The sequence below is a fragment of the Bradyrhizobium sp. sGM-13 genome, from assembly GCF_018398875.1.
Classification (GTDB): Bacteria; Pseudomonadota; Alphaproteobacteria; order Rhizobiales; family Xanthobacteraceae; genus Bradyrhizobium.
This window is the reverse complement of record NZ_JAGWDK010000005.1, coordinates 100,759-125,312: the sequence shown is the minus strand read 5'-3', so window position 1 is coordinate 125,312 and position 24,554 is coordinate 100,759. Positions and strand designations below refer to the sequence as shown.

The 24,554-nt window shown below is 63.7% G+C and carries 23 protein-coding genes; 7 read left to right on the top strand and 16 right to left on the bottom strand.

Features of this window, described 5'->3' with window-relative positions; genetic code table 11:
* Nucleotides 1–12: 12 nt before the first annotated feature.
* Together KJQ96_RS09235 and KJQ96_RS09230 are read right to left on the bottom strand one after the other, a co-directional pair.
* Nucleotides 13–2,691: a PAS domain S-box protein gene (locus KJQ96_RS09235; RefSeq protein WP_213286345.1), complete on the bottom strand. Its 2,679-nt coding sequence runs from the start codon at nt 2,689–2,691 to the stop codon at nt 13–15.
* Nucleotides 2,692–2,810: 119 nt separating this feature from the next.
* Nucleotides 2,811–3,572 carry an AraC family transcriptional regulator gene (locus KJQ96_RS09230; RefSeq protein WP_213286344.1) on the bottom strand — a complete coding sequence of 254 codons (762 nt, stop codon included), beginning with the start codon at nt 3,570–3,572 and terminating at the stop codon, nt 2,811–2,813.
* 83 nt (nt 3,573–3,655) lie between these two features.
* On the opposite strand from KJQ96_RS09230, the gene KJQ96_RS09225 reads away from it, so the two are divergent.
* Complete coding sequence (locus tag KJQ96_RS09225; RefSeq protein ID WP_213286343.1) at nt 3,656–4,078, top strand: nuclear transport factor 2 family protein; 423 nt, start codon at nt 3,656–3,658, stop codon at nt 4,076–4,078.
* Here the strand turns inward: KJQ96_RS09225 and KJQ96_RS09220 are convergent.
* The 10 genes from KJQ96_RS09220 to KJQ96_RS09175 all read right to left on the bottom strand — a co-directional run bounded on the left by KJQ96_RS09220 (nt 4,071) and on the right by KJQ96_RS09175 (nt 16,744).
* Nucleotides 4,071–5,006 carry a DMT family transporter gene (locus tag KJQ96_RS09220; RefSeq protein ID WP_213286342.1) on the bottom strand — a complete coding sequence of 312 codons (936 nt, stop codon included), beginning with the start codon at nt 5,004–5,006 and terminating at the stop codon, nt 4,071–4,073. The genes KJQ96_RS09225 and KJQ96_RS09220 overlap by 8 nt on opposite strands.
* A gap of 85 nt (nt 5,007–5,091) precedes the next feature.
* Entirely contained in the window at nt 5,092–5,892 is an 801-nt protein-coding gene (locus KJQ96_RS09215; RefSeq protein WP_213286341.1) for an NUDIX hydrolase, read from the bottom strand.
* Nucleotides 5,893–5,896: 4 nt separating this feature from the next.
* Nucleotides 5,897–6,853 (bottom strand): dihydrodipicolinate synthase family protein, encoded by a 957-nt coding sequence (locus KJQ96_RS09210; RefSeq protein ID WP_213286340.1) that lies wholly within the window; start codon nt 6,851–6,853, stop codon nt 5,897–5,899.
* Nucleotides 6,854–6,976: 123 nt separating this feature from the next.
* The gene (locus tag KJQ96_RS09205) at nt 6,977–7,855 is read right to left on the bottom strand and encodes an SDR family oxidoreductase (protein WP_213286339.1); all 879 of its coding nucleotides are present in this window, start codon (nt 7,853–7,855) and stop codon (nt 6,977–6,979) included.
* Nucleotides 7,856–8,011: 156 nt separating this feature from the next.
* Nucleotides 8,012–8,872, bottom strand: coding sequence for a MaoC/PaaZ C-terminal domain-containing protein (locus KJQ96_RS09200; RefSeq protein WP_213286338.1), 861 nt, complete (start codon nt 8,870–8,872; stop codon nt 8,012–8,014).
* Between the two features lie 197 nt (nt 8,873–9,069).
* Nucleotides 9,070–9,459 (bottom strand): Zn-ribbon domain-containing OB-fold protein, encoded by a 390-nt coding sequence (locus KJQ96_RS09195; RefSeq protein WP_213286337.1) that lies wholly within the window; start codon nt 9,457–9,459, stop codon nt 9,070–9,072.
* Nucleotides 9,459–10,607 carry a thiolase domain-containing protein gene (locus tag KJQ96_RS09190; protein ID WP_213286336.1) on the bottom strand — a complete coding sequence of 383 codons (1,149 nt, stop codon included), beginning with the start codon at nt 10,605–10,607 and terminating at the stop codon, nt 9,459–9,461. Before KJQ96_RS09190 ends, KJQ96_RS09195 begins: the two co-directional genes overlap by 1 nt.
* 928 nt (nt 10,608–11,535) lie before the next feature.
* On the bottom strand, nt 11,536–11,865 hold the full coding sequence (locus KJQ96_RS09185; RefSeq protein ID WP_213286335.1) for a GcrA family cell cycle regulator: 330 nt from the start codon (nt 11,863–11,865) through the stop codon (nt 11,536–11,538).
* Between the two features lie 118 nt (nt 11,866–11,983).
* On the bottom strand, nt 11,984–12,967 hold the full coding sequence (locus tag KJQ96_RS09180) for a transporter (protein ID WP_213286334.1): 984 nt from the start codon (nt 12,965–12,967) through the stop codon (nt 11,984–11,986).
* 285 nt (nt 12,968–13,252) lie between these two features.
* The gene (locus KJQ96_RS09175) at nt 13,253–16,744 is read right to left on the bottom strand and encodes an indolepyruvate ferredoxin oxidoreductase family protein (protein WP_213286333.1); all 3,492 of its coding nucleotides are present in this window, start codon (nt 16,742–16,744) and stop codon (nt 13,253–13,255) included.
* A 279-nt stretch (nt 16,745–17,023) separates the two neighbouring features.
* Between KJQ96_RS09175 and KJQ96_RS09170 the strand changes: the two genes are divergently transcribed.
* From KJQ96_RS09170 to KJQ96_RS09160, 3 genes are all read left to right on the top strand, one after another.
* Nucleotides 17,024–18,241 (top strand): c-type cytochrome, encoded by a 1,218-nt coding sequence (locus KJQ96_RS09170; protein ID WP_213286332.1) that lies wholly within the window; start codon nt 17,024–17,026, stop codon nt 18,239–18,241.
* 230 nt (nt 18,242–18,471) lie between these two features.
* Nucleotides 18,472–18,882, top strand: coding sequence for a hypothetical protein (locus tag KJQ96_RS09165; protein WP_213286331.1), 411 nt, complete (start codon nt 18,472–18,474; stop codon nt 18,880–18,882).
* A gap of 195 nt (nt 18,883–19,077) precedes the next feature.
* A complete protein-coding gene (locus KJQ96_RS09160) occupies nt 19,078–19,818 on the top strand; it encodes a bifunctional 2-polyprenyl-6-hydroxyphenol methylase/3-demethylubiquinol 3-O-methyltransferase UbiG (protein ID WP_213286330.1) in 741 nt (246 codons plus the stop codon).
* Nucleotides 19,819–19,887: 69 nt separating this feature from the next.
* Here KJQ96_RS09160 and KJQ96_RS09155 read toward each other — a convergent pair whose 3' ends face one another.
* Both KJQ96_RS09155 and KJQ96_RS09150 read right to left on the bottom strand, forming a co-directional pair.
* Nucleotides 19,888–20,700, bottom strand: a complete 813-nt coding sequence (locus tag KJQ96_RS09155; RefSeq protein WP_213286329.1) for an oxaloacetate decarboxylase — start codon at nt 20,698–20,700, stop codon at nt 19,888–19,890.
* Between the two features lie 67 nt (nt 20,701–20,767).
* Nucleotides 20,768–21,076 (bottom strand): NIPSNAP family protein, encoded by a 309-nt coding sequence (locus KJQ96_RS09150; RefSeq protein ID WP_213286328.1) that lies wholly within the window; start codon nt 21,074–21,076, stop codon nt 20,768–20,770.
* A 166-nt stretch (nt 21,077–21,242) separates the two neighbouring features.
* Here KJQ96_RS09150 and KJQ96_RS09145 point away from each other — a divergent pair, with 166 nt between their 5' ends.
* The 3 genes from KJQ96_RS09145 to KJQ96_RS09135 all read left to right on the top strand — a co-directional run bounded on the left by KJQ96_RS09145 (nt 21,243) and on the right by KJQ96_RS09135 (nt 23,407).
* The gene (locus KJQ96_RS09145; RefSeq protein WP_213286327.1) at nt 21,243–21,947 is read left to right on the top strand and encodes a helix-turn-helix transcriptional regulator; all 705 of its coding nucleotides are present in this window, start codon (nt 21,243–21,245) and stop codon (nt 21,945–21,947) included.
* A 108-nt stretch (nt 21,948–22,055) separates the two neighbouring features.
* Complete coding sequence (locus tag KJQ96_RS09140; protein ID WP_213286326.1) at nt 22,056–23,069, top strand: alpha/beta fold hydrolase; 1,014 nt, start codon at nt 22,056–22,058, stop codon at nt 23,067–23,069.
* 83 nt (nt 23,070–23,152) lie between these two features.
* A complete protein-coding gene (locus KJQ96_RS09135; RefSeq protein ID WP_213245414.1) occupies nt 23,153–23,407 on the top strand; it encodes a GCG_CRPN prefix-to-repeats domain-containing protein in 255 nt (84 codons plus the stop codon).
* Nucleotides 23,408–23,482: 75 nt separating this feature from the next.
* On the opposite strand, the gene KJQ96_RS09130 is transcribed toward KJQ96_RS09135, so the two are convergent.
* Nucleotides 23,483–23,812, bottom strand: a complete 330-nt coding sequence (locus KJQ96_RS09130; RefSeq protein ID WP_213286325.1) for a twin-arginine translocation signal domain-containing protein — start codon at nt 23,810–23,812, stop codon at nt 23,483–23,485.
* A 224-nt stretch (nt 23,813–24,036) separates the two neighbouring features.
* Nucleotides 24,037–24,351 carry a hypothetical protein gene (locus tag KJQ96_RS09125; RefSeq protein WP_213286324.1) on the bottom strand — a complete coding sequence of 105 codons (315 nt, stop codon included), beginning with the start codon at nt 24,349–24,351 and terminating at the stop codon, nt 24,037–24,039.
* Nucleotides 24,352–24,554: the final 203 nt, after the last annotated feature.

Sequence of the window (24,554 nt, the reverse complement as noted above, 5' to 3'; positions counted from 1 at the left end):
CCGGGCGCGGCCCTATTCCGCCGCCTGCTCCAGCGGCGCCGTGCGCGGCAGGATCATTTGAATGCGCGTGCCGCCGCCCGGCTCAGAATCGAGGTCAAGCCGGCCGCCAAGGCGGGTCGTCACGATGCTGTAGACGATGTGCAGGCCGAGCCCGGTGCCGCCCTGATCGCGCCGCGTGGTGAAGAATGGATCGAAGGCGCGGCGGCGGACATCGAGGCTCATGCCAATGCCGTTATCTGAAAAGATGATCTCGACATTGTCCTTGCCGGACTCCCGCACCTGGATATCGACCGTCCCCGGCTTGCCGTCCGGGAAGGCATGCGCCACCGAATTGAGGAACAGGTTGGTAAGCACCTGTCCGTACGGCCCCGGATAGCTGTTCATCATCAGGTTGGGCTGGCACTCGACATTGAGCGTCAGATTGTGCTTGCGCAGGCCGGGCCGCAACGACATCACCACCTGCTCAGTGAGATCGCCTAGATCGAAGGTGCGCTGGTCCGAATAGTTGCGATCGGCGGCCACCTGCTTGAACGATTGGATCAACTCGGCGGCGCGGTTGAGATTGGCGACGAGCTGCGACGACGCCGAGCGGCTGGTATCGAGAAAATCGTTCAGGCTGGAACGTCGCAACTCGCCGCGGGCGACCTCCGCTGCAAAGTTCGACGTCTTTCGCTCCAACGCGGACGCCACCGTCAGGCTGATGCCGACGGGATTGTTGACCTCGTGGGCTACGCCGGCCACCAGCCGTCCCAACGCGGCGAGCTTTTCCGCCTCGATCAGCGAATTCTGCGTCTCACGCAGGTTCCGTAGCGCTCCCTCCGCCGCATCCTTGGCCTTGCGCATCTCGGATTCGACGCGCTTGCGCTCCCCGATGTCGAGCGCAACCGTCACGATGTTCTCGATCTCGCCGGCCGCATCCAGGATCGGCAGCTTGTTGACCAGCCATTGCCGCATATGGCCGGACGCGTCCTTGTATTCTTCCTCGTAGAAGCCGAGTTCCTTGCCGACCGCCAGCACCCGCTTGTCGGGCTCGTCGGTCTTTTCCGCGCCGTAGCGCGACATCAACTCGGCGGTGGTGCGGCCGATCGCATACCCCGGCTCGACCCCGAAAATGCCGGCCATATAGCGGTTCATCAGGACGTAGCGGAGCTGCTTATCCTTGACGTTGATGACCGCAGGCACGGTGTCGATCACCATTTGCAGCAGGCGGCGTCCTTCGGCGATCGCATCCTCGGCCCGCTTCTGGTCGGTGATATCGCGCACCGTTCCTTCGTAGCGGACGATCTCCCCCGCTTCGTTGCGCACTGCGCTGGCGCTGTCGGAGAGCCAGAGCACCGCGCCAGTGCGGGTGCGAACCTGGTATTCATATTCGCGGATCATGCCGTCGCGCTGCATCAGCCGCGCATATTCCGCCCGCGCTTCGGGTTGAACGTAAACGGTATCCGCGATGTCGCCGATGCCGTTGATCAGATCCTGTGGCGTGGCATAGCCCATCATCCGCGCCAGCGCCGGGTTGGCGTTCAGCAGCGCGCCGCCGGGCGTCGTAACATAGATTCCGTCGACTGAGGACTCGAACAGCTTGCGGTAACTTTCCTCCGCAAGCCGCTGTTCGGCGAGCGCACGCACCGCCGCCTCGCGTGCGGTGTCGGCATCGACCAGCGTTCGCCGGAATACTTCGGCCGCGCGGGCGATGTCGCCGATCTCGTTGTCCACGTCGGTCGCCGGGATCGAGGCGTTCTTCTCGCCGCCGGCCACCGCGCGGATCGAGCCAGCGATCGCGGCAAGCGGACGTACGGTGCGCCGAACCACCAGCAGCGACGCAAACAGTCCGATCAGGACGCCGGCAGTGCCGAGAACGATGCTCTGCCATTTCGCCTCCGTCAGGGTCCTCGCAAAATCGCGCGAGAGGACGCGCCCCCGCCGCTCGCTGACGTCGCGCAACAATTCTGTGACGCGCTGGATCAGGCGGCCCTCCGCACCGAGCACTTCCCTGTCTATGTCGGATATCTGCCGTTCGCGGATCGATATGTTGACGATCGCCAGCGCATAATCGTCGACGATCGCGCGCAGCTTTGAGTCCGCGATCGTCATCGAGCGCATGCTTTCCGCAGCCTGTTCAGCCGCCGAAGGGTTATGCGCCAGCAACGCCGAAGCGATCCGGCTCTGGGTCTGAGCCAGGGCCATCGCAAGGTGGGGATCGGACGCCTCGGCGATCGCCGTATCGAATTGCTCGCGCAAGGGCGGCAGCGCGACGATCATCTCTGCGCGGCGGTTGATCAGCGCGGAAATCCGCTCGATGCCGGTGCGGTAGGTTGCCAGGCGCTCGGTGACGCCATCAATCATGTCCTGCTGCTCTGGCGCGAGCTCCAGCCGCGTCTTCTTCAGGATCTCGCCGAGCGCGTTGGCGGCTTCGCCAACCTGGAGCGACTGGTTGCCGGGATCCGTGACGAAATCCCGCGCCGCCAGCCGCAATTCGTTCATGCGGCGGTCGATATCCTCGGCCAGATCGCCGACGCTCTGCAGCCGCTGCAGCTCGGCAAAGGTCGAATCGATGTGGCGGATGGCGACGACGCTGGCGGTCGAGGTGATGATGATCACCGCCAGCACCAGCATGAAACTGCCGAATGTCAGTTGGCCGATCGAAAGCGAGAACGATCGCGGCGGCGAATTCGGCGGCGTTTCAGCGGTCATGTGGGTCGGGGCCGGGCTCCAATCGGGCGCAATATACGATGTATTTCGGCCCGTAGGGAACATGCCGGCGGGTGGTTAATAGCCGGATATGAGCTACGCGGCCGAACGGCTGGCCGGGGTCAGTCCGCCCCCGCTTGCAGGGCTTTGGCTAAGTCCGACGGCATCATGCCGAACATCTCGCGAAATGCGCTGGAAAAGTGTGACGAGCTGGCGAATCCGGCGGCATGGGCGGCCTCTGTCAAGGATGCGCCCTCGCCACAGGCGCGAACGGCCGCGCCCATCCGATTCCAGATGCGGTAGCGCCGCAGCGGTACCCCCGTCTCCGCCTTGAACAGATGAAGAAACCGCGACGGCGAAAGGCCGGCCCGGGCCGCCAACGTGGTCAGCCGGTGGGCAAGGTGTGGCTCGTCCCGCATATGCCGCAGCGCTGCGGCAATCCGCGTCGTGGCTCGCTTGTGCGTCCCCACGCCCAGCAGTTCACCGAGCGAGGCGCAGCCCTCCTGCCGGCCGATGCGGTCCTCGGCCAGCTTCGTCATCAGTTCGATCACGGCGGCCTCCTCCCTCAGGTCGAAGGCCCCCCGCAGCGTCGGATTTGTCATACGGGCGATCAGCGCGCGGAGGTCGCGCCCTAGCGGATCGACGTAGAGGAACGCCATCCGCCCCCGTTCGATGCGGAGATGATGGAGGCTGTTGGGCAGGATTAGCACGCTGCGGGCCACGTGATACCGCGTCATGTGATCCGCGGGATCCTCGGCGACCTCCAGCGGTCCATCGAGCGCCACGGCAAGGACGGCGGCCGCATTCCGGTGCGGTGTCAAGCCGAAGGCCGGACCCAGATACAGCACGCGAGCGCCCCACCCGATCAGTTTCGCTGCTGCCATTGCGCCAATAGCCAGTTTCTGAAAGCCCGCATGGTCCGGTCGATCTAGTCTTGGAGATGTCGGAGATTAGCGAGGTGAGGACAATGGAAAATAATCGATCTGGAATCGAGAACCAAGCAGCAATCGAGCACACGCGGCACGCCGTCCGCTGCTATGCTAAGGCATGGCTCGCAGGCGACCGCGCTGCGCTCGCCACCTGCTATCACGACGACTTCACGCTGCATTATTTCGGCCGCAACCCGCTCGCCGGCGACCACTCGGGCAAGGCCGCCGCGCTCGGCGTCCTGACCGAGGTCAACAGGCGCACCAATCGCAAGCTGCTCGCCATCGTCGACATTATGGCCGGTCCCGAACGTGGCGCGCTGCTGGTCCGAGAGCGTTTTGAGCGCGACGGCAAGACGGCCGAGGTCGAGCGCCTGCTGGTGTACGCTGTGCGCGACGGACTGCTAGGGGAATGCTGGGTCTACGACCAGGACCAGGCGCTGGTTGACGCCTTCCTCACATGAGCCTGTTCAGGCGGCCTTTGGCCGCACCGGCATTTCGCGCTGGGATGGTCATCGCCGCGACGCCGATCACAACACAGACGAGGCCGATCCATGCCGTCGCCCTCAATTGCTCGCCGAGGAAGACAACGCCCAGCGCGACACCGATCGGTACCCGTAGATAGGCTTGAGCCGTGGTGCCGACCGATCCCAGGGTCTGGATCAGGCGGAAATAGATCGCGAAGGCGAGCGCCGTGGAAAATACCGCGAGCGCTAGCAGCGCCAGCACCGAATCGATCGACGGCGCCAGCGTCCACGGCTGCTCCACGACAAGGCTCACCGGAATCAGGATCGCCGCGCCTGATAGTAACGACCCTGCCGCGGGCACCATCGGATCGAGATCCTTGAAGCTCCGGCCGAAGATCGCCGCGCCCGCGTAGGCGATAGCGGCGAGCACCATCACGATCTGGGCCGTCAGTTCCTCGCCGAAGCCTGAGAGAGCCTGCCCCCCGACGATCAGGCAGATGCCGGCCATCCCGGCAATGACGCCGAGCAGTTTCCGCGACGTCACGGCCTCGTGGCGTGTGATCGCGAGCGTCAGGAAAAATGTGAAAATCGGCGCGGTGGAGTTGAGGATGGTGGCAAGGCCTGCCTCCAGTGCCCGCTCGCCCCAGGCGACCATGGTCCACGGAATGACGCTGTTGAGGCAAGCCTGAAACAGGAATCGCCGCCAAGTCGCGGCATCCACCGGCATTCGCACGCCGCGCCAACGCATAATGATGAGCAGGAGCAGCCCGGCAATCAGCGTGCGGCCCGCGATCAGGGTGATCGGCGGGATGGTGGCTACGCCGATCCGGATGAAGGTGTACGAGGCGCCCCACAGTGTCGCGAGCGCGAGCAGGAGCGCCAGTTCGGTCGCCATAGCGGGAGGTCGCGGATGTGCTTCGTCCATGCGTTGCCGACTCGCTCTCGATTGCTGTCGAAGCGCAACCTACAGCGCGGGCACGCAAAAATACTTCGTTATGTGTCGAAGTGTGTCAGCCGACGGAGCCGACCTCGAACACGTCACCGTCATAGCCGGCTTCGAGCGGGATGCGAAGCTGGCGGCCGCCATTGTTCCTGGTCATCACCGGTGTCACGGTGACGACGGATTTGCCGCGGCTGTCGTCGAGCGCAGCTTTCACGACAGCCTGCTTGCCGAGCTTGATCAGGTTGCGGGTGGTCGGGAACGGCAGCTTGAAGCGCCCGCTCTCGCCGCCCTCCAGCGCCTCGCGCGGCGACACCCAGATCGAGTCGGTGGATTCCCTGCCGTCATGGGCGCCGACCTGTTCCGGTGGTGCGGCGGCAAGGAAGAACCAGGTGTCGAACCGCTTCGGCATGCCCTCCGGCGTGATCCAGTGCGCGTAAGGAACGAGTTCGTCGAGCGCCAGCACCATGCCGTTGTCGGTCAGTACCTGGAGGAAACTGATCTTGCTGTCGCAGAGGTCGGCGCGATGCGCGGCCTCGATCTTGCTGGCGCGCTTGGCATCCACCAGCGCCGTCGCCCCCTTCGGCCGCGCCAGCAGGATGCCGCTTTCCTCAAACGTTTCGCGGATCGCGGCAATCCGGAAGCTCAAGGTCGCTTCATCGAGGCCCTCGCCGCCCGAATAGAGTTCGGGCCGCGCGATGATCTCCTTATCGCCCTTGTCGACACTGCCGCCGGGAAATACCAGCGCGCCGGAATTGAAGTCGATCTCATAATGGCGGACCATCATGAAGACCTCAATTTCCTTACGCTCCGCGCTGTCGCGCAGCAGCAGGATCGTGGATGCAGGACGCGGGGCGACGACTTCGGCCATATGACTAGCCCGCAGCGCTGGATTGCGGTTGCAGATTGGCGCGGCGGTCGACGCGCGCCACCCGCGACAACAGATAATCGACTTCGGCCTTTGCGGTTGCCGTAATCGTCGCGCCGGGCTTGCGCTGCGCGCTGGAGGAGATGATGCCGCGCTTCTGCAGGACATATTTGCGCACCGACAGGCCCGCGCCAGGCTGCTGCTCGTAACGGATCAGCGGCAGATGCGCATCGAACAGATCATGCGCGGCGTCGCGTTTGCCGGCTTTCGACAGCTTCACGACGTCGATCAGGAGTTCCGGGAAGGCGTAGCCTGTCATGGCGCCGTCGGCGCCGCGCTCCATCTCGAAATCAAGGAACAGTCCGCCATTGCCGACCAGGATCGACAGCGGCCGCAGCGAGCCGTCCTTCTGGAAGTTTCGGAGCGTCGAGATCTTCTCCAGGCCTGGCCAGTCCTCGTGCTTGAGCATCACGCAGGACGAGCTATCCATCACGATTTTGCGGATCACGGCGGGCGTGAAGATGACGTTGAGCGTCAGCGGATAGTCCTGCAGCACCCAGGGAATCCCGTCGCCGATCGCTTCCTGTGCCTGCTTGAAATAGCCCGTGATCTGATCGTCGGTGCGCAAATGCGGCGGCGGCGCGATCATCACGCCGGCGGCGCCGGCATCCATCGACGCTTTGGCCAGCGAGCGCATTGAAGCGAAGCCCGGCGCCGAGACGCCGACGATGATCTGCATGTTCTTGGCGCGCTTGACGAAGCGGATCGCCACCTGCTCGGCCTCATCAGCGTCGAGTTTCGGCGCCTCGCCCAAAATGCCGAGCACGGTGACGCCGTCGCAGCCGACTTCGGCGTAGAAGTCGGTCAGCCGGTCGATGGACTTCTCGTCGATGCGGCCGTCATCGTGGAACGGCGTCGGCGCGATTGCGAAGGTGCCGGCGGCCTGGGCGGTGAGTTTTGTCATCGAGTGCCTCTATCCTCTCTATCGTCATTCCGGGGCGATGCGCAGCATCGAACTATGGTGCGCAATTGCGCACCTGAGAATCTCGAGGTTCCGGGTTCGCTACGCGCCCCGGAACGACATAGTCTAAAACCTTCGTGCGCCCATCTTGATCTGCTCCTCCGAGAAGAAGATCTCCTTGGCGTGGGTCACGATATCCTCGGCCTTCCACCCCGTGAACGGCGGCTTCCAGCCTTCCATTTCCATCATCCGCATCTCGCGCACGCCGCGCGGGCCGGAGACGCCGAGCACCTTGCCGGTCTGGTCGCCGGAGAGATCGCTGACCATGTATAGCACGGCCGGTGCGATGCCGTCCGGGCCGAGCGCGGCGCCGGGGTTCTCCTTATAGCGCGGCAGATCTGCGGTCATGCGGGTCAACGCGCCCGGGGCCAGGGTCCAGATCCGGATGTTGTACTTACGGCCTTCGATCGCCAGCACGTTCGACAGTCCCCAGATACCGCCCTTGGCGGCGCCATAGTTGGTCTGGCCGAAATTGCCGATCAGGCCCGAGGTCGAGGAGGTGTTGACGATGACGCCGCCGCCATTCTCGCGCATCCATTTGAACACCGGCTGGGTGCAGCAGAACGTGCCCTTGAGGTGCACCCTGATCACCCTGTCCCAATTGGCCTCCTTGGCCTTGGCGAAGGTCTCGTCGAGCAGGATGCCGGCATTGTTCACCAGGATATCGGCGCGGCCGAAATTCTTGATGGCGTCGTCGAACACCGATTGCCCGCCGGCCATGGTCGAGATGTCGGCGCCGTTGGCGACGGCGCGGCCGCCCTCTTCCTTGATGGCATTGACTACCTTCTGCGCCATGGAGACGTCGGCGCCGGAACCGTCGCGGGGACCACCGAGGTCGTTGACCACGACCGCCGCGCCCTCGCGCGCGAACAATTTGGCGTAGGCCTCACCGAGCCCGCCGCCTGCACCGGTGATGATGGCTACCTTGCCGTCGAGCAATCCCATGGCGTGTTCTCCCTTGCGTCTCTCTCGTTCTCGTGTTCCGGACGCGACGCCGCGTGAAACGCTGCTTCGCAGAGCCGGGACCCAGCACCACCTGGCCAATGGGCCCCGGCTCTGCAGCGCATCACTACGTGCTGCGCTGCGTCCGGGGCACGAGACCTATCCCAACACCGTCTTGCCGCTCTTGATCACCGTGACGCCCCTCGCCTTCACCTTGGCTTCGAACGAGATGATGCTGCCGTCCTCCCACATCTCCATCGTTACGGTCTCGCCGGGATAGACGGGCGAGGAAAAGCGCGCGACGTGCTGCTTGAAGGCCGATGGATCGTAATCGGCGTAGGTCTGCAGCACGCCGCGGCAGGTGATGCCGTAGGTGCACATGCCGTGCAGGATCGGCCGCGGAAAACCGGCCTTCTTGGCGAACTCGGGATCTGAGTGCAGCGGATTGCGGTCGCCGCAGAGGCGGTAGACCAGCGCCTGATCCGGGCGCGTCGTGATATCGACGATCTTGTCGGGCGCGCGGTTCGGAACCTTGTGCGGCTCGGGCTGGCCTTCAGATGGGCCGCCAAAACCGCCGTCGCCGCGAGCGAAACGCGAAGCGACGAGCGTGGCCAGCTTGTCGCCGTTCTCATCCTTCAACACGGTCTGGTGCCGGATGACCGCGCCCTTGTCCTTGCCCTTGTCGAAGACGTCGAGCACGGTCGAGTCGGCCGTGATCTTGGCCGCGCTCGGCAGCGGCTTGTGGAAGGTGATGTCGCGCTCGCCGTCGACCACCATGACACGGTTGAGGTTCATTTCGCCGGGGCTTGAGCCCCAGGCCGCCACCGAGGCGAAGGTCGGCACGACCTTCAAGGGGCGCGGCGTCAGCGTGCCCTCGTTGACGAAGGCGAGTTCGTTCTCGTCCATCGGATCGGCGCCCATGCCGATGCCATAGGCGTAGAGCATCACCTCGCGATCGGTATAGGCGTATTTCTGGCCAAGATTTTTCAGGGCCATGAGCTGTTCGTAGTTGATCGGCATGTTTGAATGCTCTCCCCATTCGTTTCTTCTGCGGCGCCCATTGCTGCGCCCTCTCCCCTTGTGGGAGAGGGCTACGCCAGCAGCGCCTCAAACTCTTTTCGGGTGAGGGGTTGGCTCCGCGGACACATTTCCCTCGCGCAGAGAACCCCTCATCCGGCGCTTCGCGCCACCTTCTCCCACAAGGGAGAAGGTACTTACTAGGCCGCGGTGAAGAACGGCAGTGGGGCGCCGTCGGTTGGCTTCCACACCAGCTTCACCTTCTGGCCGATCTTGATCTTCTCCAGATCGCAGTCGACGATGTTGGTCTGCAGCGACGGTCCTTCCTTCAGCGTGACATAAGCGATCGCATATGGACCGGTCGGCGATTTCCGCATCAGGCTGTAGCTGTAGACCGTCGCCTCACCCGAACTTTCCTCCCACACCGTCTTGTCCGAAAAACAGAACGGGCAGATCGAGCGTGGGAAGTAGTGCGCCTCGCCGCAGGCCGTGCAGCGCTTGATCATGAACTTGCCGGCCTTGGCGGCTTCCCAGAACGGGGCGGTTTCGGGATTGGTCGCCGGCGCCGGATATTTCTTGCTATCTGCCATCACACGCGCTCCAGAATGCAGGTTGAGGCGGCGTGACGCACGCCGAGAAGACCGCCGGTGCCATGGGCGATCGCGAGGTCGCAATTTTGCACCTGCACCTTCGGATGCGCTTCGCCGCGCAATTGGCGAACGGCCTCGAGGATTTTCGTCATGCCGCCGCGGTTGACCGGGTGATTGCTGCAGAGGCCGCCGCCGTCGGTGTTGAACGGCAGCTTGCCGACGCCCGAAATGAGATTGCCGTCGGCGACGAACTTGCCGCCCTCGCCTTTCTTGCAGAAGCCGAGGTCTTCGAGCTGCATCAGCACCGTGATGGTGAAGCTGTCGTAGATCGAGGCGTATTTGATGTCCTTTGGCGTCACGCCCGCTTCCTCGAACGCGCGCGGGCCGGACCAGACGCCGGCAGAATACGTGAGATCGAGATCCTTGCCGCCGCGCGGACCCTTCATCGCCTCGCCATGGCCGATCAGCCGCACCAGCGGCTTCTTCAGGCTCTTGGCGATCTCCGGCGTGGTCACGATCATCGCGCCGCCGCCGTCGGTGACGACGCAGCAGTCCAAGCGGTGCAGCGGATCCGAAATCATCGGCGAGTTGATGACGTCCTCGACGGTGACGACCTCCTTCAGCATGGCGTGCGGGTTGTACTGGGCGTGATGCGAGGCCGCGACCTTGATCCAGGCGAGCTGCTCACTGGTGGTGCCGTAGTCGTGCATGTGGCGCATGGCACACATGCCATAGGCATTGTGGGTGGTGGCTCCATAGGCCGCCTCGAAATCAGCCTCCGCGCCCGCTGCGCGCGCCGGCATCGGGCCGGTGCGCGGCTTGCCCGCGAGCGTGACCAGCGCGATCGAGCATTTGCCCGCCGCGATCGCTTCAGCCGCATGGCCGAGATGGATCAAATAGGAACAGCCACCGGTCTCGGTGGAATCGACGTGGCGCACCTTCAATCCGAGGTAATCGACCATCGGCCAGGCGCCGCCGGGAGCGTCACCGGCGCAGAAATAGCCATCAATATCGGCTTTGGTGAGCCCGGCATCCTCAATTGCGCCCTTGGCGACCTCGGCATGCAACTGCGCCGTTGATTTATCGGGTGCGTGCCGGGTGGGATGCTCGTAGATCCCGGCAATGTAGGCTTTGCCTTTGATGGTCAAATCGTTCTCCGTTGGCGTTTCTTCTTTCCGAAAGTTTTTCTGGCCTGTCGCCGCCCCCTTGGCAAGCGCGGAAATATTCCGCCGGGCGAGAGGGTAGCGACTAGACTCAAGTCGGCGGCACGCTGAAAGCGTCAACTATACGGCTGTCATCCCCGCGCAGGCGGGATCGAGTACGCCGCGGCCTCTCGGTTCTGACGCTGACGTCTCTGGAATACTGGGTCACGCGCCTTCGCGGGCGACGACAAGCGAATGTGGGTTCGCGATCTCGCGACATGTCTGCCCGAGGTATGCCATTCGTCGCCTGCCCTCCTTGTCGAGAGGGCGCAGGGAAGACCGGGTGCTGGCTGGCACCCGCGGTCTCGTGTGCAGGCAATGCGCAAAGATACGCACACGAGCATACAGGTATCAGCCGAAACAACCGGCCTTCCCTGCGCAGTGGTTTTACGGCTTATGCCGTGCTCTCCCTGGAGACGAATTCCTCTTGCCTCCATCGCCGGCGGATTGAAGGTATTGGAAACCCGGTCGGGTCTCGCAAAACCTCCGCCGGCTTGACACCAGCCACGGGTGCCAGGACCACACGGTTTTGCCGTACGCGAATGCGCCGCTCGTCCTGCGCTGATTAATCGCTCACGGCCTTTAGGCCGCCCTGCAATGCCTCGCGCGCGCGATTCACCTTCGCGTCCACCGCTCCCCGCACTCCACGTATCGTGACGACGCGTACGCCCCTCTTCGATGAGGCGGGATGGGGCGAAGATGGAGCTGATTTGGGGGCAATGAGAAGCAATATATTTTCGCCGCGCGATCTGGACGACCCAAATCACGTTGAATCGGTTGGTGAAATTCGTGTTTTGGCGCAGCGGGCTTGGGCGCGGTTTTGGATGCGTGCCGCACGATCGACGCCCGCTGCCGACGGGCCAATCAGCAAGCGTCAGCCGGTATTCCTGACGGCATCAACCAGCATCGCGTAGAGCTGGCGCTTGGTGAATTCCTTGGGCTGCGTTGCCGCCGGTTTGCGCTGGGACACGACCTTGTCCGCCGGGCGGGCACAGGCCGCCAACGGCGCTACCTTTCGCTTCGGCACCGACACGATCCTGGGATTCGCGGTTGGCGGCTTACGACCGCGCTTCTGGCCCATGCGCTGCAGCTTGGCGCTCACGGCATTGCGGCTAAGGCCTAACCGACTTGCGATCTGGCCGGCGCTGTGGCCGTCGGCCCAGAGCTTTTTGAGCAGTGCTACGTCTTTCGCATCCCAACCCATGGAGATGATTATACATCGACTGCGAGCGACAGGCTAGTCGTTGCTGACGTTGATCGAGCGAGGAGATAGTCTCGTCGTTAATACCGATGCAGCGCAGCGCGCAAGCGGAGCGATCTGCCTACAGGGCCTTGGTGCGCCTAAGCAGCCACCAGGTTAGTCCTCCCGCGGCGATCACCAGCAGAAGCGCGTACCAGGTGCCGCCATCGCCGGCCTGGAACGGCATGTCCTTGGTGTTCATGCCGAAGAAGCCGGTGACCAGCGTCGAGGGCAGCATGCACGCAGTCAGGACCGACAGCGTGAACAGGCGGCGGTTGGTGATCGCCGTCATGCGGCCGGCAATCTCGTCCTGCAGCAGCCGCGCGCGCTCGTAGATCGCGCTGAACTCGTAGTCGAGCGCATCGAACTTCTGGGCAAGCTTGCGCATCGCCGACAGCAGGGTTTCGGATTCAACGTCCTCGCGCGTCTCCAGGCGATGAAACAGCGCACGGATCTGCGAGAGCTGCCGCCGCGTGCGGATCGCCTGCAGGCGCACGCGGCCGAGCCGCAATCGCTCATCGTCGATCTCGTCGTGCAGGACATGGTTCTCGACGATGTCGAGTTCGTCGCCGAGGCCCGCCGAAAAGCGTCCGATCACATCGGCGAACTGGTCGACGATCGCATCAAACAGCGACACCGGGGTGGGAAACTTGCGGCCGCTATCGAGCGCACGCCGTGTCAGTTCGATGGCGCGCAGCGGCTTGCGCCGGGCGGTGATCATCAGCTTCGACGAGATCGCAAAGTGCACCCGCAGGAGATCGTCGCCCTCCTGCATGAACTCCTGATGCAGGTCGGGCAAAACGCCGGCGATCTCTTCGTCGAATATATCGAGGCGGATATGCTCGTCGGCATCGAGCAGGGTCTCGCGCGCGACATCGGACAGTGCAGCACTCCCGGCGAGCCAGTCGTGGCAGCGACGGTTGGACAGATTGAAATGCAGCCACAGCCAACCGTGCGGATCGGCGAGTTCCGCATCGAGGTTGGCGACGTCGAGCTTCGTCGCGGAGCCGTCGCCCGCAAAGCGATAAGCGGAGATGATGCCGATGTCGGCGAGGGGCTGGTCCATCGGCTAACCCGTTGCTGGTGCGAAGCAGGCAATGCGTCAACGCAGTGGCAAGCTGATGGCGACTACACCCCATCGAAGCTCTAGAGACAAGGTCTGATTCAATTGGGCAGGCACTGCTAATGGTGGGCACGGCGCGTTGCGCCTTGCTACCCTACGCAGCTCTCGTGCCCCGGACGCGGCGCAGCGCGACAGCGGTGCGCTGCTGAGCCGGGGCCTATGCGGTGAGATGGGACCCGGCTCTGCGGCGCAGCGCTTGCGCGCTGCGTCGCGTCCGGGGCACGAGAGTTACTCCGCCGCCAATTGCCGTGGCGCGGGCGGTGGGCTGGCGAGGTCGGCGGTGAGTTGGGCGTGGCGGGCTTTGGCGTCGTGCACCGCCTTCTCCTTGATCGGGCCATAACCGCGGATGCGGTCGGGCAAGGACAACAATTCGACGGCGGTGTCGTGCGTGATCGGCGACAGCAGGCCGAGTGCGGTTTCGACATCTTTCTCGTAAGCCACGATCAGGTCGCGCTCGAGCTTGCGGTCGGCGCTGTAGCCGAAGATATCGAGCGGCGTGCCGCGCAGGAAGCGCAGCCTTGCCAATGTTCGGAACACCGGCATCATCCACGCGCCGAAGGCGCGCTTCTTCGGGCGGCCGAGCGCATCGAGGCCACCACCGAGGATCGGCGGCGCCAGATTGAAATTGAACTTGAACTCGCCTTCGAACTGGTCGCGGAGCTGCTTCTCGAAGCGGCCATCAGTGAACAGCCGCGCGACTTCGTACTCGTCCTTGTAGGCGAGCAGTTTGGCGTAGTTGACCGCAACCGCGCGCGGCAAGGCCTCGCCATAGCCGCCGTCGATCGCGGCATCACGGACGCGCTTCACGAGGGCCCGATAGCGCTCGGCGAGCGCGGTATTTTGGTAGTCGGCAAGGTGCGCGCTGCGATGGGCGATGATCTCGTCCAGCGACATCGCATCCAGCGTCTTCGCCACCACCGGCTCGTCCTGGCCCCTCATCATGGCCTCGAGCCGCGCCGGATCGGCCGCGGCGAGACGGCCGAGCTGGAAGGCCTGCGTGTTCATCTTGATCGAAACGCCGTTGACCTCGATCGCCTGCAGAATCGCCTTTGCCGACAGCGGCAGCAGGCCCTTCTGATAGGCATAGCCCAGCATCATGATGTTGGTGGCAATGGAGTCGCCAAGCAGCGCTTCGGCAGGTTTGGTAAAATCGTAGAACCAGGAATCCTTGCGCAGCTCGGTCTCCAGCACGTGGTTGACCTTGCGGCTCTGGAAATTGAAATCGCGGTTGAGGATGAAATCGGCGGTCGGGATCACGTGGGTATTGATGACGCCGACGGTTCGGCTGGCTTCGCAGAGCGTAATCGTATCCTTGGCGGCGGCGACCACCTCGTCGGCGGCCATCACGAGATCGGCGGTACCGGTGACGATCCGCGAACAGGTGACGTCGGCGGTGTGTTCGGAAAGCCGGACGTGGCTCAGCACCGCGCCGCCCTTCTGCGCCAGGCCGGACATGTCGAGGATCATGCTGGCCTTGCCCTCGATATGGGCGGCCATGCCGAGCAGCGCACCGATCGTCAAGACGCCGGTGCCGCCGACGCCGCCGACCGCGATGTTGTAGGGCCGTTCCAACGACGGGAACGAGGCCGGCTCCGGCAGATCGTCGATATCACCAAGGCTGGCCGGCGCGCGGCGGCGCGGCTTGCCGCCGTCGATGGTGACGAAGGATGGGCAAAAGCCCTTGAGGCAAGAATAATCCTTGTTGCAGGTCGACTGGTTGATGGTGCGCTTGCGGCCCATCTCGGTCTCCAGCGGCTCGACCGAGATGCAGTTCGACTGCACCGAGCAATCGCCGCAGCCTTCGCACACGGCCGGATTGATCATGACGCGGCGCGCCGGGTCTTCCATCAGGCCGCGCTTGCGGCGGCGCCGCTTTTCGGCGGCGCAGGTCTGCACGAACACGATCGCCGACGTGCCCTTCAGCGTCCGGCAGGTCTTCATAACGTCCTGAAGCTCGTCGCGATGCGCGATCTTGACGCCGGGCGCGATCTCGGACGCCGGATAGGCGTCGGGATTTTCGGAGACCAGGTAGATGTTGCGGATGCCCTCTGAATGGAGCTGGAAGGTGATCTGCTGCGGCGACAATTCGCCGTCGACATGCTGGCCGCCGGTCATCGCGGTCGCGTCGTTATAGAGGATCTTGTAGGTGATATTGGCGCCCGAGGCGATCGCCTGGCGGATCGCAAGGCTGCCGGAGTGGAAGTAGGTGCCGTCGCCGAGATTGGCGAACACGTGCTCTTCCTTGGTGAAGGGTGCGACACCGACCCACGGCACGCCCTCGCCTCCCATATGAGTGTAGGTCTCGGTGTTGCGGTCCATCCACAGCGCCATGAAGTGGCAGCCGATGCCGGCAAAGGCGCGGCTGCCTTCCGGCACCTTGGTCGAGGTGTTGTGCGGGCAGCCCGAGCAGAAATACGGCGTGCGGGTGACCGGCGCGACGGCCTGCATCTGGGTCGCCTGTCGGCCATTGAACCAGTCGGCCTTGGCGCGCAGCATCGCGGCGACTTCGGGGTTGAGATTAAGTCGAAGCAGGCGTTCGGTCAGCGAGCTCGCAAGAGACGCAACGCTGAGCTCAGCGGCGAAGGTAAGAAAACGTTTGTCGTGGTCGTCCATCTTGCCGACGATGCGCGGGCGGACGTCGTCGCGCCAATTGAACAGCTCCTGCTTGACTTGGTTCTCGACGATCTCGCGGCGCTCTTCGACGATGAAGATTTCCTCGAGGCCGATGGCGAAATTGCGCACGCCTTCCGGCTCCAGCGGCCAGGGCATGCCGATCTTGTAAAGCCGCAAGCCGATCTTGGCGGCGACCTCCTCGGTGATCCCGAGCTCGCGCAGCGCCTGACGGATGTCCTCGTAGCTCTTGCCGGATGCCATGATGCCGTAGCGGGCATTCGGCGAATCCATGGTGATGCGGTTGATCTTGTTGGCGCGAGCAAACGCGATCGCGGCATAGCCCTTGTAATCCTGCAGACGCAGGTCCTGCGCATAGCGATCGTCGGGCCAGCGCAGGTTGAGTCCGCCCGGCGGCATCTCGAAATCGGTCGGGATCGCGAACGGCGTCATCTCGTCGGTGAGGTCGATCTCGGCGGTGGTTTCCACCGTCTCGGTGATCACCTTCATGCCGACCCAGCAGCCGGAGTAGCGCGACATCGCGATACCCAACAGGCCCATCTCGATCATTTCATGGATGCTGGAGGGATAGAGATACGGCATCAGCGCGGAGATGAAGGCGTGGTCCGACTGATGCGGGACGGTGGAGGATTTCGCACCGTGATCGTCGCCGGCGAGACACAGCACGCCGCCATGTTTAGCCGAGCCGGCCGTATTGCCGTGGCGGAAGACGTCGCCGCAGCGGTCGACGCCGGGGCCTTTGCCGTACCAGATGCCGACCACGCCGTCGTACTTGGCGCCGGGCGAGAGATTGAGTTGCTGCGAGCCCCAGATCGCCGTGGCCGCGAGATCCTCGTTCACGCCGGGCTGGAACTTGATGTTGTACTGTTCGAGATGTTTTCGGGCTGCGAAGAGCTGCTGGTCGTAACCGCCCAATGGGGAGCCGCGGTAACCGGAGATGAAGCCCGCCGTGTTGAGCCCTGCGGCGCGGTCGCGGCGGATTTGCGCCATCGGCAGGCGGACCAGCGCCTGGATGCCGGTCAGGAAGATGTGGCCGGACCCTTGCGTGTATTTCTGATCGAGACTGATCGGACCCTGGTTAATTCCCATTGCAGCCCTCTTTGGCGGTAAGCCTTGATCGTGACGACGCTCTTTTAGCTAAGCATCTGAACTCGTTAGAACCAGTCTATGTCGGATTTTCCGGGCCGCGCACCACAAATCTCGGCAAGAAAGCCGCGCCTTCAAACTTCGCAATTTAGTGCCGGGAAAATCGGCGCGGCATTTCGGTTTGTGTCGTCCGGAAGCCTCGGCGCGAAATGGCATGACGCCCCCGCTGTGTGCGCTTTCGCGCTATAACGCTCCGGAACGTCAATCGGTGCAGGGACGACCATGCGGGCGATTCTCGCGGCACTGCTTTTGTGCACTGCGTTCATAGCCGAAGGTCATGCCCAGCCCAAGGGCGATCCGGCGATGGCCGAGGACATCGCGCGCGGCAAGGCGCTGACGAACGCCGGCGACTGCGCAAGCTGCCACACCGCCGATCCCGCAAAACCGTTCGCCGGGGGCAAGCGGATCGACACGCCGTTCGGCGGCATCTACGCGCCCAACCTGACGCCGGATCGCGAAACCGGGCTCGGCGCGTGGAGCGATGACGACTTCTACCGCGCGCTCCGCTTCGGCGTGGCGCGCGACGGATCGCGCTATTACCCGGCCTTCCCCTATCCGAATTTTACGAAACTGACGCGGCAGGACATTTTGGCAATCCGCGCCTATCTGGCCACGCTGCCACCGGTCGCGAACGCACCGCGTGCGCCGGAGCTGCGCTGGCCGTTCAACTACCGCTTCGTCATGCGCGGCTGGAACTGGCTGTTCTTCAAGCCCGGCATCCTGATGCCGGACCAGGCCAAGAGTACAGAATGGAATCGCGGCCGCTATCTGGTCGAAGGCGTCGCCCATTGCGGCGCCTGCCATACGCCGAAGAACTTTTTCGGCGCGGACAGGCGCGACCAGGCTTACGGCGGCGGGCGCGTTGCGGGCATGTTCGCGCCGCGGCTCGATGGCGCTGCCCGCAGCGGCCTGAAATCCTGGAGCGTGGAAGATATCGCCGAATATCTGCAGAGCGGCCGCAACGCGAGGAGCCATGCCGGTGAGCTGATGTCGGAGGTCGTGGTCAACTCGACCTCGAAGATGAGCGATGCGGATGTCAGGGCCATCGCGGTTTACCTGAAGGATCTGCCGGCGGGCGCGCCGGAGCCGAAGGTCACTCCGCCTCCAGCCGCACGAATGGCCGCGGGCGAAAAGCTCTACAGCAGCGCCTGTATCGCCTGCCACGAGAGCGATGGATCGGGTGCGCCGCGGATCTATCCACCGCTGCCCGGCAACGCCAATCTGCAATCGGCCGATCCCTCCTCGGCGCTGCGCATCATTCTCGACGGCGCCGAGACCGTGACGACGCCACGCGCACCCAACAAGGGATCGATGCCAGGCTATGCCGCCAAGATGACCGACCAGGAGATCGCCGACGTGACGAACTATATCCGCAATGCCTGGGGCAATGCCGCGCCGCTGGTGACGGCGGCGGAAGTCGCGAGCGCGCGGCGCAAATGAGCGCGGCGTAAATTGATCGTGTCCCGGACGCGGTGCAGTCTAGGCGACGCAAAGCATCGTCCGGAAACGCTGCTCCGGGGACGTCGGCCAGCGCAAGGCAATCTCACTCAGGAACTCTAAGGGATCACGGGTTCCAACATTACCGGGTTGCAACGTTGGCGCGGAACATCCGCGCACGCCAGCCATTGTCCTCACGCTTCACTTCGGGATGCTAACGGAGGAACCCATTCATGGCACACCAACCCGATCCGAACGATCCTTACCGCGCCGGCCTGAGCGATGAAGAAGTCCGCCGTCAGGCCCGCTTCAACAGTCTCGACAATGAGCTGCAACCCGATCCCGCGCTGTCCGAAGGACCGCCGAGTGGCGGCAAGGTCGCGATGTTCGCCGTTGCCATCGCGCTCGTACTCGGCGCGCTGTTCTACGGCCTGAACAACACGACCGTGCAGCAGGCCGGTACCTCGTCGACCAACCAGACCGCGCAGCAGCAGCCGGCCAACCCGTCGGCGCCTCCGGGCATGCGTGACGTAACGCCGCGCAGCAACACCGACCCCGGCACGACCACCGGCTCCGCGACCAATCGGCCGACGCCGCCATCGCAGAACCCCACCGGCACGGAAGTTGATCGCTCCAAGCAGTAGCGGTTGATCAATCCCAAGCTACGTACAGCGGGCAAAATGGCCCGCTGTTTTTTTGCGTTGTCCAGGCTCATGACTGATTAATCAACGCTAGAGGATAACGGTTGCGCGATGCACACTGGCGAACCCTGGCCTCGCCCTCGCGGGCGAGGTCTTTCGGCTTCTGAAACGTGCCTCGCCCTCCTTATGGAGACAAACGTGGCGCAGAATATCTACGACAATCCCGATTTCTTCGCCGGCTACAGCCGATTACCTCGCCAGGTGCAGGGGCTGGACGGCGCGCCAGAATGGCCGGCTGTCCGGGCCATGCTGCCCGCGCTAACCGGCAAGCGCGTGGCCGATCTGGGCTGCGGCTTCGGCTGGGCCTCGCGCTGGATGCGCGCGCAGGGCGCGGCCTCGGTGCTTGGCCTCGATCTGTCGCAGAACATGATCGCACGCGCCAAGGTCGATACCTCGGATCCGGCCATTGAATATCTGCTCGCCGATCTCGAGACATTGGAGCTGCCCGAAGCGGCTTTCGACCTCGTCTACAGCGCCCTGACCTTCCACTATATCGAGGATTTCCGGCGCCTCGCGCGCATGATCCACAAGGCGCTGGTCGACGGCGGAGATCTGGTCTTCACGATCGAGCATCCGATCTTCATGGCTGCGGCGCATCCGCATTGGATCGCCGATGAAGGCGGCCGCAAGACCTGGCCGGTCAACGGCTACTCAGTCGAAGGCGAGCGCCGCGCGGACTGGTTCGCCAAGGGCGTGCTGAAGTATCACCGGACCCTCGGCACGACGCTCAACACGCTGATTGATGCAGGCTTCGAGTTGCGCCGGGTCGAGGAATTCGCCCCGACGCGCGAACAGATCGAGCGCTTGCCCGAACTGGCCGAAGAGCTGGAGCGGCCGATGATGCTTTTGGTCTCAGCGCGAAAGACAGAAACGCGTTGAGAGTCGAGCCGCCCGCGCCGCATGACACGGGCGGCTCGCGATTGACCACCGCCTTAAGATCGATGGCCGCTAGCTGAACATCTTGTTGATCTCGCCGCCGGGATAGCCGTTGGCGAACTCGCCGAAGGTGCCCTTCTCCGCCATCTCCTTTGACGCCTTCATGAAGCCGGCCCAGGCCATCCGCGCCAGCGAAGCGCCGACGCTGATGCGGCGCACGCCGAGATCGGAGGCCGCCTGCAGCGACGGTCCGGTCGCGCCGACCAGGAGATTGACCGGCTTTGGATGCACCGCTTTCACGACCGCCGAAATCTCTTCCGGCGTCGCGATGCCGGGCGCATAGAGGCAATCGGCACCGGCGTCGGCATAGGCGGTGAGCCGGTCGATCACGAGCTTCAAATCCTTCTGCCCGCGCAGGAACGCCTCGCAGCGGCCGGTGAGCAGCACCCCGCTATTGTCGGCATCGATCGCCTGGCGCGCCGCCTTGATGCGATCGATCGCCAACGCGCGATCAAACAGCGGCTTTGCGTTGTCGCCGGTAAAATCCTCGATCGACAGGCCGGCCACGCCGGTCTGAACTGCGCGCGCGACATTGGCGCCGACCTTGTCCGGCTCGTGCGCAAAGCCATCCTCGAAATCGGCATTAACCGGAATGTCGACCGCTGCGCAGATCGCGGCGAGATGGGCGCAGACGTCGTCGACGGTGACGTGGTTGTCGGCCTTGCCCAGCGTCCAGGCGAAGCCGGCGCTGGTGGACGCCAGCGCCTTGAAGCCGAGATGCTGCAACGCCTTCGCGCTGCCCACGTCAAACGGATTGGGAATGATGAAGCTTCCGCTCTCGTGCAACTTCCTGAATGCGGCGCGTTTGTCAGCAGATGTCAGCATGGGTCGCTCCCCTCGGTTTGTTTGGCGCCGCCTACATAGTAACGCTGCGTCAGCTCCGCCAGACGTCTCACGCCACGACCTTGCGCAGAAACGTCCGCTCCTCCGCGAGGATGAACTTGTTCTCCTCGGCGAAATCAAAATTGGCCCGGCCTTCGCTGTCCGCGCGCAGCCGTGCGCGGTAGCTTTCGTAAGACGCGAGGCTGTCGAACGAAATCAGCGCGAATGCGATGTTGTTGGTGCCCTCGTGCGGCATCCAGTAGCCGATCAGGTCGCCGCCGCATTTCGGGATGATTGTGAGCCAGTTTTTGGAATATTCTTCGAACAAGGCACGCTTGAACGGGTCGAGTTGATAGCGGATGAAGACGGTGACGGTCATTGGTCGGCACTCCGATGGTTCACTCCGTCATTGCGAGGCGCGTTAGCGACGAAGCAATCCATTCCTTCGCTCGTGGCGCGATGGATTGCTTTCGCTTCGCCCGCAATGACGTTCGAGGCAATACTACCCGCTTGCGTGTCATCGATGCTTCGGCTATCATCGAACTATGAAATCAGGTCCTGATATCGCTATGGTCGCCTCCTTGGTCGGCGATCCCGCCCGCGCCAACATGCTGACCGCGCTGATGGATGGCCGCGCGCTGACCGCGAGCGAGCTGGCGCACCAGGCCGGCATCACGCCGCAGACCGCGAGTTCGCATCTTTCCAAGCTCGAAACCGGCGGCCTCATCGAGCCGGAGAAGCAGGGCCGTCATCGCTATTACCGCCTCACCGGCCCCGATGTTGCGGGCGTGCTCGAAGGGCTGGCGGGCCTTGCCGAACGCGCCGGGCACACGCGCGTGCGCACCGGGCCGAAGGAGCCGGCGCTGCGCCGCGCCCGGATCTGCTACGATCATCTGGCCGGCGATCTCGGCGTGCAGATACTCGACAGCATGCGAAAGCAAAAGCTGGTCCGACAAACCAAACAGGCGATCGAACTCACCGGCGAGGGCAAGCGCTTCATCGCCGAGGCGCTGCAGATCGACGCAGATATGCTCGCCCATCCGCGCCGTCCCGTGTGCAAAGCCTGTCTCGACTGGAGCGAACGGCGGCACCATCTCGCCGGCACGCTGGGCGCTGCGGTAATGAACCGCTTCACCGAATTGAACTGGGCGGCGCGCGATCCCGCGCCCGGCAGCCGCGTCGTGAATTTCACGCGCGCCGGCGAAAAGCGGTTCGCGGCGCTGTTTGGGAGCAGCGAAGCTCATTCGTGATGGCTTGAGGGTTAGCCAGCTCGCGCTCTCGCCAAAACGTGAAATGCAAAGTCTTTACAGCGCGAGGGGACGGCATCAATTCAACTTCATCTTCAGATGGAGTTTGCGATGCGACCAATTCTTGCCGGCGTGCTCACCGCCGCTCTTTGCATTCAGCCCTTGCTGCCGGCCGGAGCCGCGGAAGCCGCGCAACGCGAACCCTACGGCATCGGTCTCGAAGGTTTTGCCTATCCCTACCCCGTCCATCTGCTGCCGCTGGTCAATGACGGCGAGCAGGTGCGGATGGCCTATATGGATATAGCTCCCGCACAGCCCAATGGACGCAGCGTGGTGCTGCTGCACGGCCGCAATTTTCCATCGAGCTATTGGGCGCCGGTCATCAAGACCTTGAGCGATGCCGGTTACCGCGTGGTCGTGCCGGATCAGATCGGCTTTGGAAAATCATCGAAGCCGCAAGGCGATTTGCATTTCGATACGCTGGCGCGCAACACGATCGCGCTGCTCGATCATCTGCAAATCGCCAAGGCCGACATCGTGGCGCATTCGCTCGGCAGCATGCTAGGGGTGCGGATCGCACGCGCCTACCCTGACCGGATCGCGCATCTGGTGCTGATCGCTCCGATCGGGCTGGAGGATTACCGGCTCTATGTGCCGCCGACGCCGACGGAAAAGATATTGGAGAACGAAGATAAACTCACAGCGGACGCCTATCGCAAACAGCTCGAAACCAACTACGCCCTCAAACTGCCGCCCGAACAGATCACGCCCTTCATCGACGCGCGCTTCAACATCAAGGGCAGCGCCGAATATCCGCGCTGGCTGCGCGCGTTCGTCAGCTCGGCACAGATGATCTATCGCGAGCCTGTCGCGCACGAGATTCCGCTGATCACGCAGCCGACGCTGTTCGTGATAGGCGCCGACGATCATAATGCGCCGGGAAAAGCCAATGCGCCGGAGGCGCTGCGTCCGAAGATGGGGCAGAACGCCGAGCTGGCCAAGGCGCTCGCCGCCAAGATGGCACGCGGCCGGGCCGAGGTGATTCCGAACACCGGACACCTGGTCTTTCTGGAGGCGCCGGGCAAATATAACGAACTGGTGCTCGGATTCCTGGCCGCCCCATAGCATCAGGGAACATTCATGTTCCATTCAGGTCTCGTCACTAAGTTCCGTTCCGTGCCGCCTTGCGGCCGAAAACGGGAGAAAACATGAAATACCTTTTCGCAGCAGTTTTGGCCCTGGGCACCGTTGCCAGCTTCAGCGCGGCGGAAGCCGCGCAAGGATGCGGCCCCGGCTGGCATCGTGGCCCCTATGGCGGCTGCCAACCCAATCGCCGGGTCGTTGTTCGGCCGGCGGCACCAGTCGTCGTGGTGCGGCCTCCAGCTCGGACCGTCGTGGTGCGGCCCGGCCGCGTGTGCCCCTACGGCACCGTGTGGCGCTATGGACGCTGCCGCGCTTACTGAGAATTCGCAAGCATGACAAAGCCCCGCTCGCGCGGGGCTTTTTTATTGCGTCTCTAAACAATGCGCGGCGAAGTCTTACCAGTAACGACGGCGCCAGTAGCGGCGGCGCCAGCGACGGCGGCGATACCAGCCCCAGTGCCTGCGGCGCCAACGGCGGCGACGCCAGCCCCAGTGCCTTCGGCCCCAACCGCGACGTCGGCCGCGGCCCCATCGTACTTCTTCAGGCGCGAGGCGATCGACCTCGGCGCGGGACGTGACAGCAGGTTGAGCATCTTTGTTGGCGGGCAGCTTCGCGTCATCGGCGAGCGGTGCCGGCATCAGCGGCGCGGCCTCCGCGCTCGCTGCGAGCGCGACACCGCTCGCCGCAAATCCAAAGGCGAGCTTCAGAAAGTGGCGGCGTTCCATCACATCCCTTCCTCCGTTTGCTGTGTGCAAGAAAGAGAGTTTCGATGTGCTGAGATGAACGCGCGGTGAACTGCGTGTACAGCTTTGCTGCGAACGGAGTCGATCGAGAATTATTTTCGTGCGCTGTTGTTTGCAGCGGAACTTCCGTCGTCTTTGCGGTATTTCTGCGTCGCGCGCATGTGTGACCGCGCGTCTTCTCTACGACGAACACGTCGTCTCGCGTCTTACGCTACGCGCTCCTCGGCAAGCACCAGCACCTCGCGCGTCCGCGTCACGTCCGGCCAGTCGCGGTTGAAGTCAGCGACCAGCCGCTTCAGCTCTGGTCCCTCGATCGCGCGATCGAGCGCAGCCTTGTCCGTGAACTGGTACATCGCCTCGTGCAGCGATGGATCGGTCGCGCTCCAGTAGCGCCACGCCTTCACGGCGCCGAACGATTTCATCGCATCCGGCAGATGCTCGCGCGAGTACCAGGCGTCGAAGGCCTGACGCTTGGCGGGATCGGACACGGTGGCGCGGACGACGAAAAAGGCTGCGGGCATGTCATTCTCCCAAGGAAGGGTGGGCAAAGCGCAGCCTGCCCACCATCCATCAACAACAGTGCAGGAAATGGTGGGCACGCGGAGCCTGTCATCGGGCGCGCGTTCGCGCAACCCGTTGGCTTTCCCCACCCTACGCACCTACATCCTTCAACATGCAACTGTCACATGCTCCGTGATATCAAGGCTGCGCGCAATGCGTTATC

Excerpts from the sequence above, each read along its gene's own strand:
- KJQ96_RS09235 (WP_213286345.1), bottom strand. The coding sequence starts at position 2,691 with ATGACCGCTGAAACGCCGCCGAATTCGCCGCCGCGATCGTTCTCGCTT.
- KJQ96_RS09230 (WP_213286344.1), bottom strand. The coding sequence starts at position 3,572 with ATGGCAGCAGCGAAACTGATCGGGTGGGGCGCTCGCGTGCTGTATCTG.
- KJQ96_RS09225 (WP_213286343.1), top strand. The coding sequence starts at position 3,656 with ATGGAAAATAATCGATCTGGAATCGAGAACCAAGCAGCAATCGAGCAC.
- KJQ96_RS09220 (WP_213286342.1), bottom strand. The coding sequence starts at position 5,006 with ATGGACGAAGCACATCCGCGACCTCCCGCTATGGCGACCGAACTGGCG.
- KJQ96_RS09215 (WP_213286341.1), bottom strand. The coding sequence starts at position 5,892 with ATGGCCGAAGTCGTCGCCCCGCGTCCTGCATCCACGATCCTGCTGCTG.
- KJQ96_RS09210 (WP_213286340.1), bottom strand. The coding sequence starts at position 6,853 with ATGACAAAACTCACCGCCCAGGCCGCCGGCACCTTCGCAATCGCGCCG.
- KJQ96_RS09205 (WP_213286339.1), bottom strand. The coding sequence starts at position 7,855 with ATGGGATTGCTCGACGGCAAGGTAGCCATCATCACCGGTGCAGGCGGC.
- KJQ96_RS09200 (WP_213286338.1), bottom strand. The coding sequence starts at position 8,872 with ATGCCGATCAACTACGAACAGCTCATGGCCCTGAAAAATCTTGGCCAG.
- KJQ96_RS09195 (WP_213286337.1), bottom strand. The coding sequence starts at position 9,459 with ATGGCAGATAGCAAGAAATATCCGGCGCCGGCGACCAATCCCGAAACC.
- KJQ96_RS09185 (WP_213286335.1), bottom strand. The coding sequence starts at position 11,865 with ATGGGTTGGGATGCGAAAGACGTAGCACTGCTCAAAAAGCTCTGGGCC.
- KJQ96_RS09180 (WP_213286334.1), bottom strand. The coding sequence starts at position 12,967 with ATGGACCAGCCCCTCGCCGACATCGGCATCATCTCCGCTTATCGCTTT.
- KJQ96_RS09175 (WP_213286333.1), bottom strand. The coding sequence starts at position 16,744 with ATGGGAATTAACCAGGGTCCGATCAGTCTCGATCAGAAATACACGCAA.
- KJQ96_RS09170 (WP_213286332.1), top strand. The coding sequence starts at position 17,024 with ATGCGGGCGATTCTCGCGGCACTGCTTTTGTGCACTGCGTTCATAGCC.
- KJQ96_RS09165 (WP_213286331.1), top strand. The coding sequence starts at position 18,472 with ATGGCACACCAACCCGATCCGAACGATCCTTACCGCGCCGGCCTGAGC.
- KJQ96_RS09155 (WP_213286329.1), bottom strand. The coding sequence starts at position 20,700 with ATGCTGACATCTGCTGACAAACGCGCCGCATTCAGGAAGTTGCACGAG.
- KJQ96_RS09150 (WP_213286328.1), bottom strand. The coding sequence starts at position 21,076 with ATGACCGTCACCGTCTTCATCCGCTATCAACTCGACCCGTTCAAGCGT.
- KJQ96_RS09145 (WP_213286327.1), top strand. The coding sequence starts at position 21,243 with ATGAAATCAGGTCCTGATATCGCTATGGTCGCCTCCTTGGTCGGCGAT.
- KJQ96_RS09140 (WP_213286326.1), top strand. The coding sequence starts at position 22,056 with ATGCGACCAATTCTTGCCGGCGTGCTCACCGCCGCTCTTTGCATTCAG.
- KJQ96_RS09135 (WP_213245414.1), top strand. The coding sequence starts at position 23,153 with ATGAAATACCTTTTCGCAGCAGTTTTGGCCCTGGGCACCGTTGCCAGC.
- KJQ96_RS09130 (WP_213286325.1), bottom strand. The coding sequence starts at position 23,812 with ATGGAACGCCGCCACTTTCTGAAGCTCGCCTTTGGATTTGCGGCGAGC.
- KJQ96_RS09125 (WP_213286324.1), bottom strand. The coding sequence starts at position 24,351 with ATGCCCGCAGCCTTTTTCGTCGTCCGCGCCACCGTGTCCGATCCCGCC.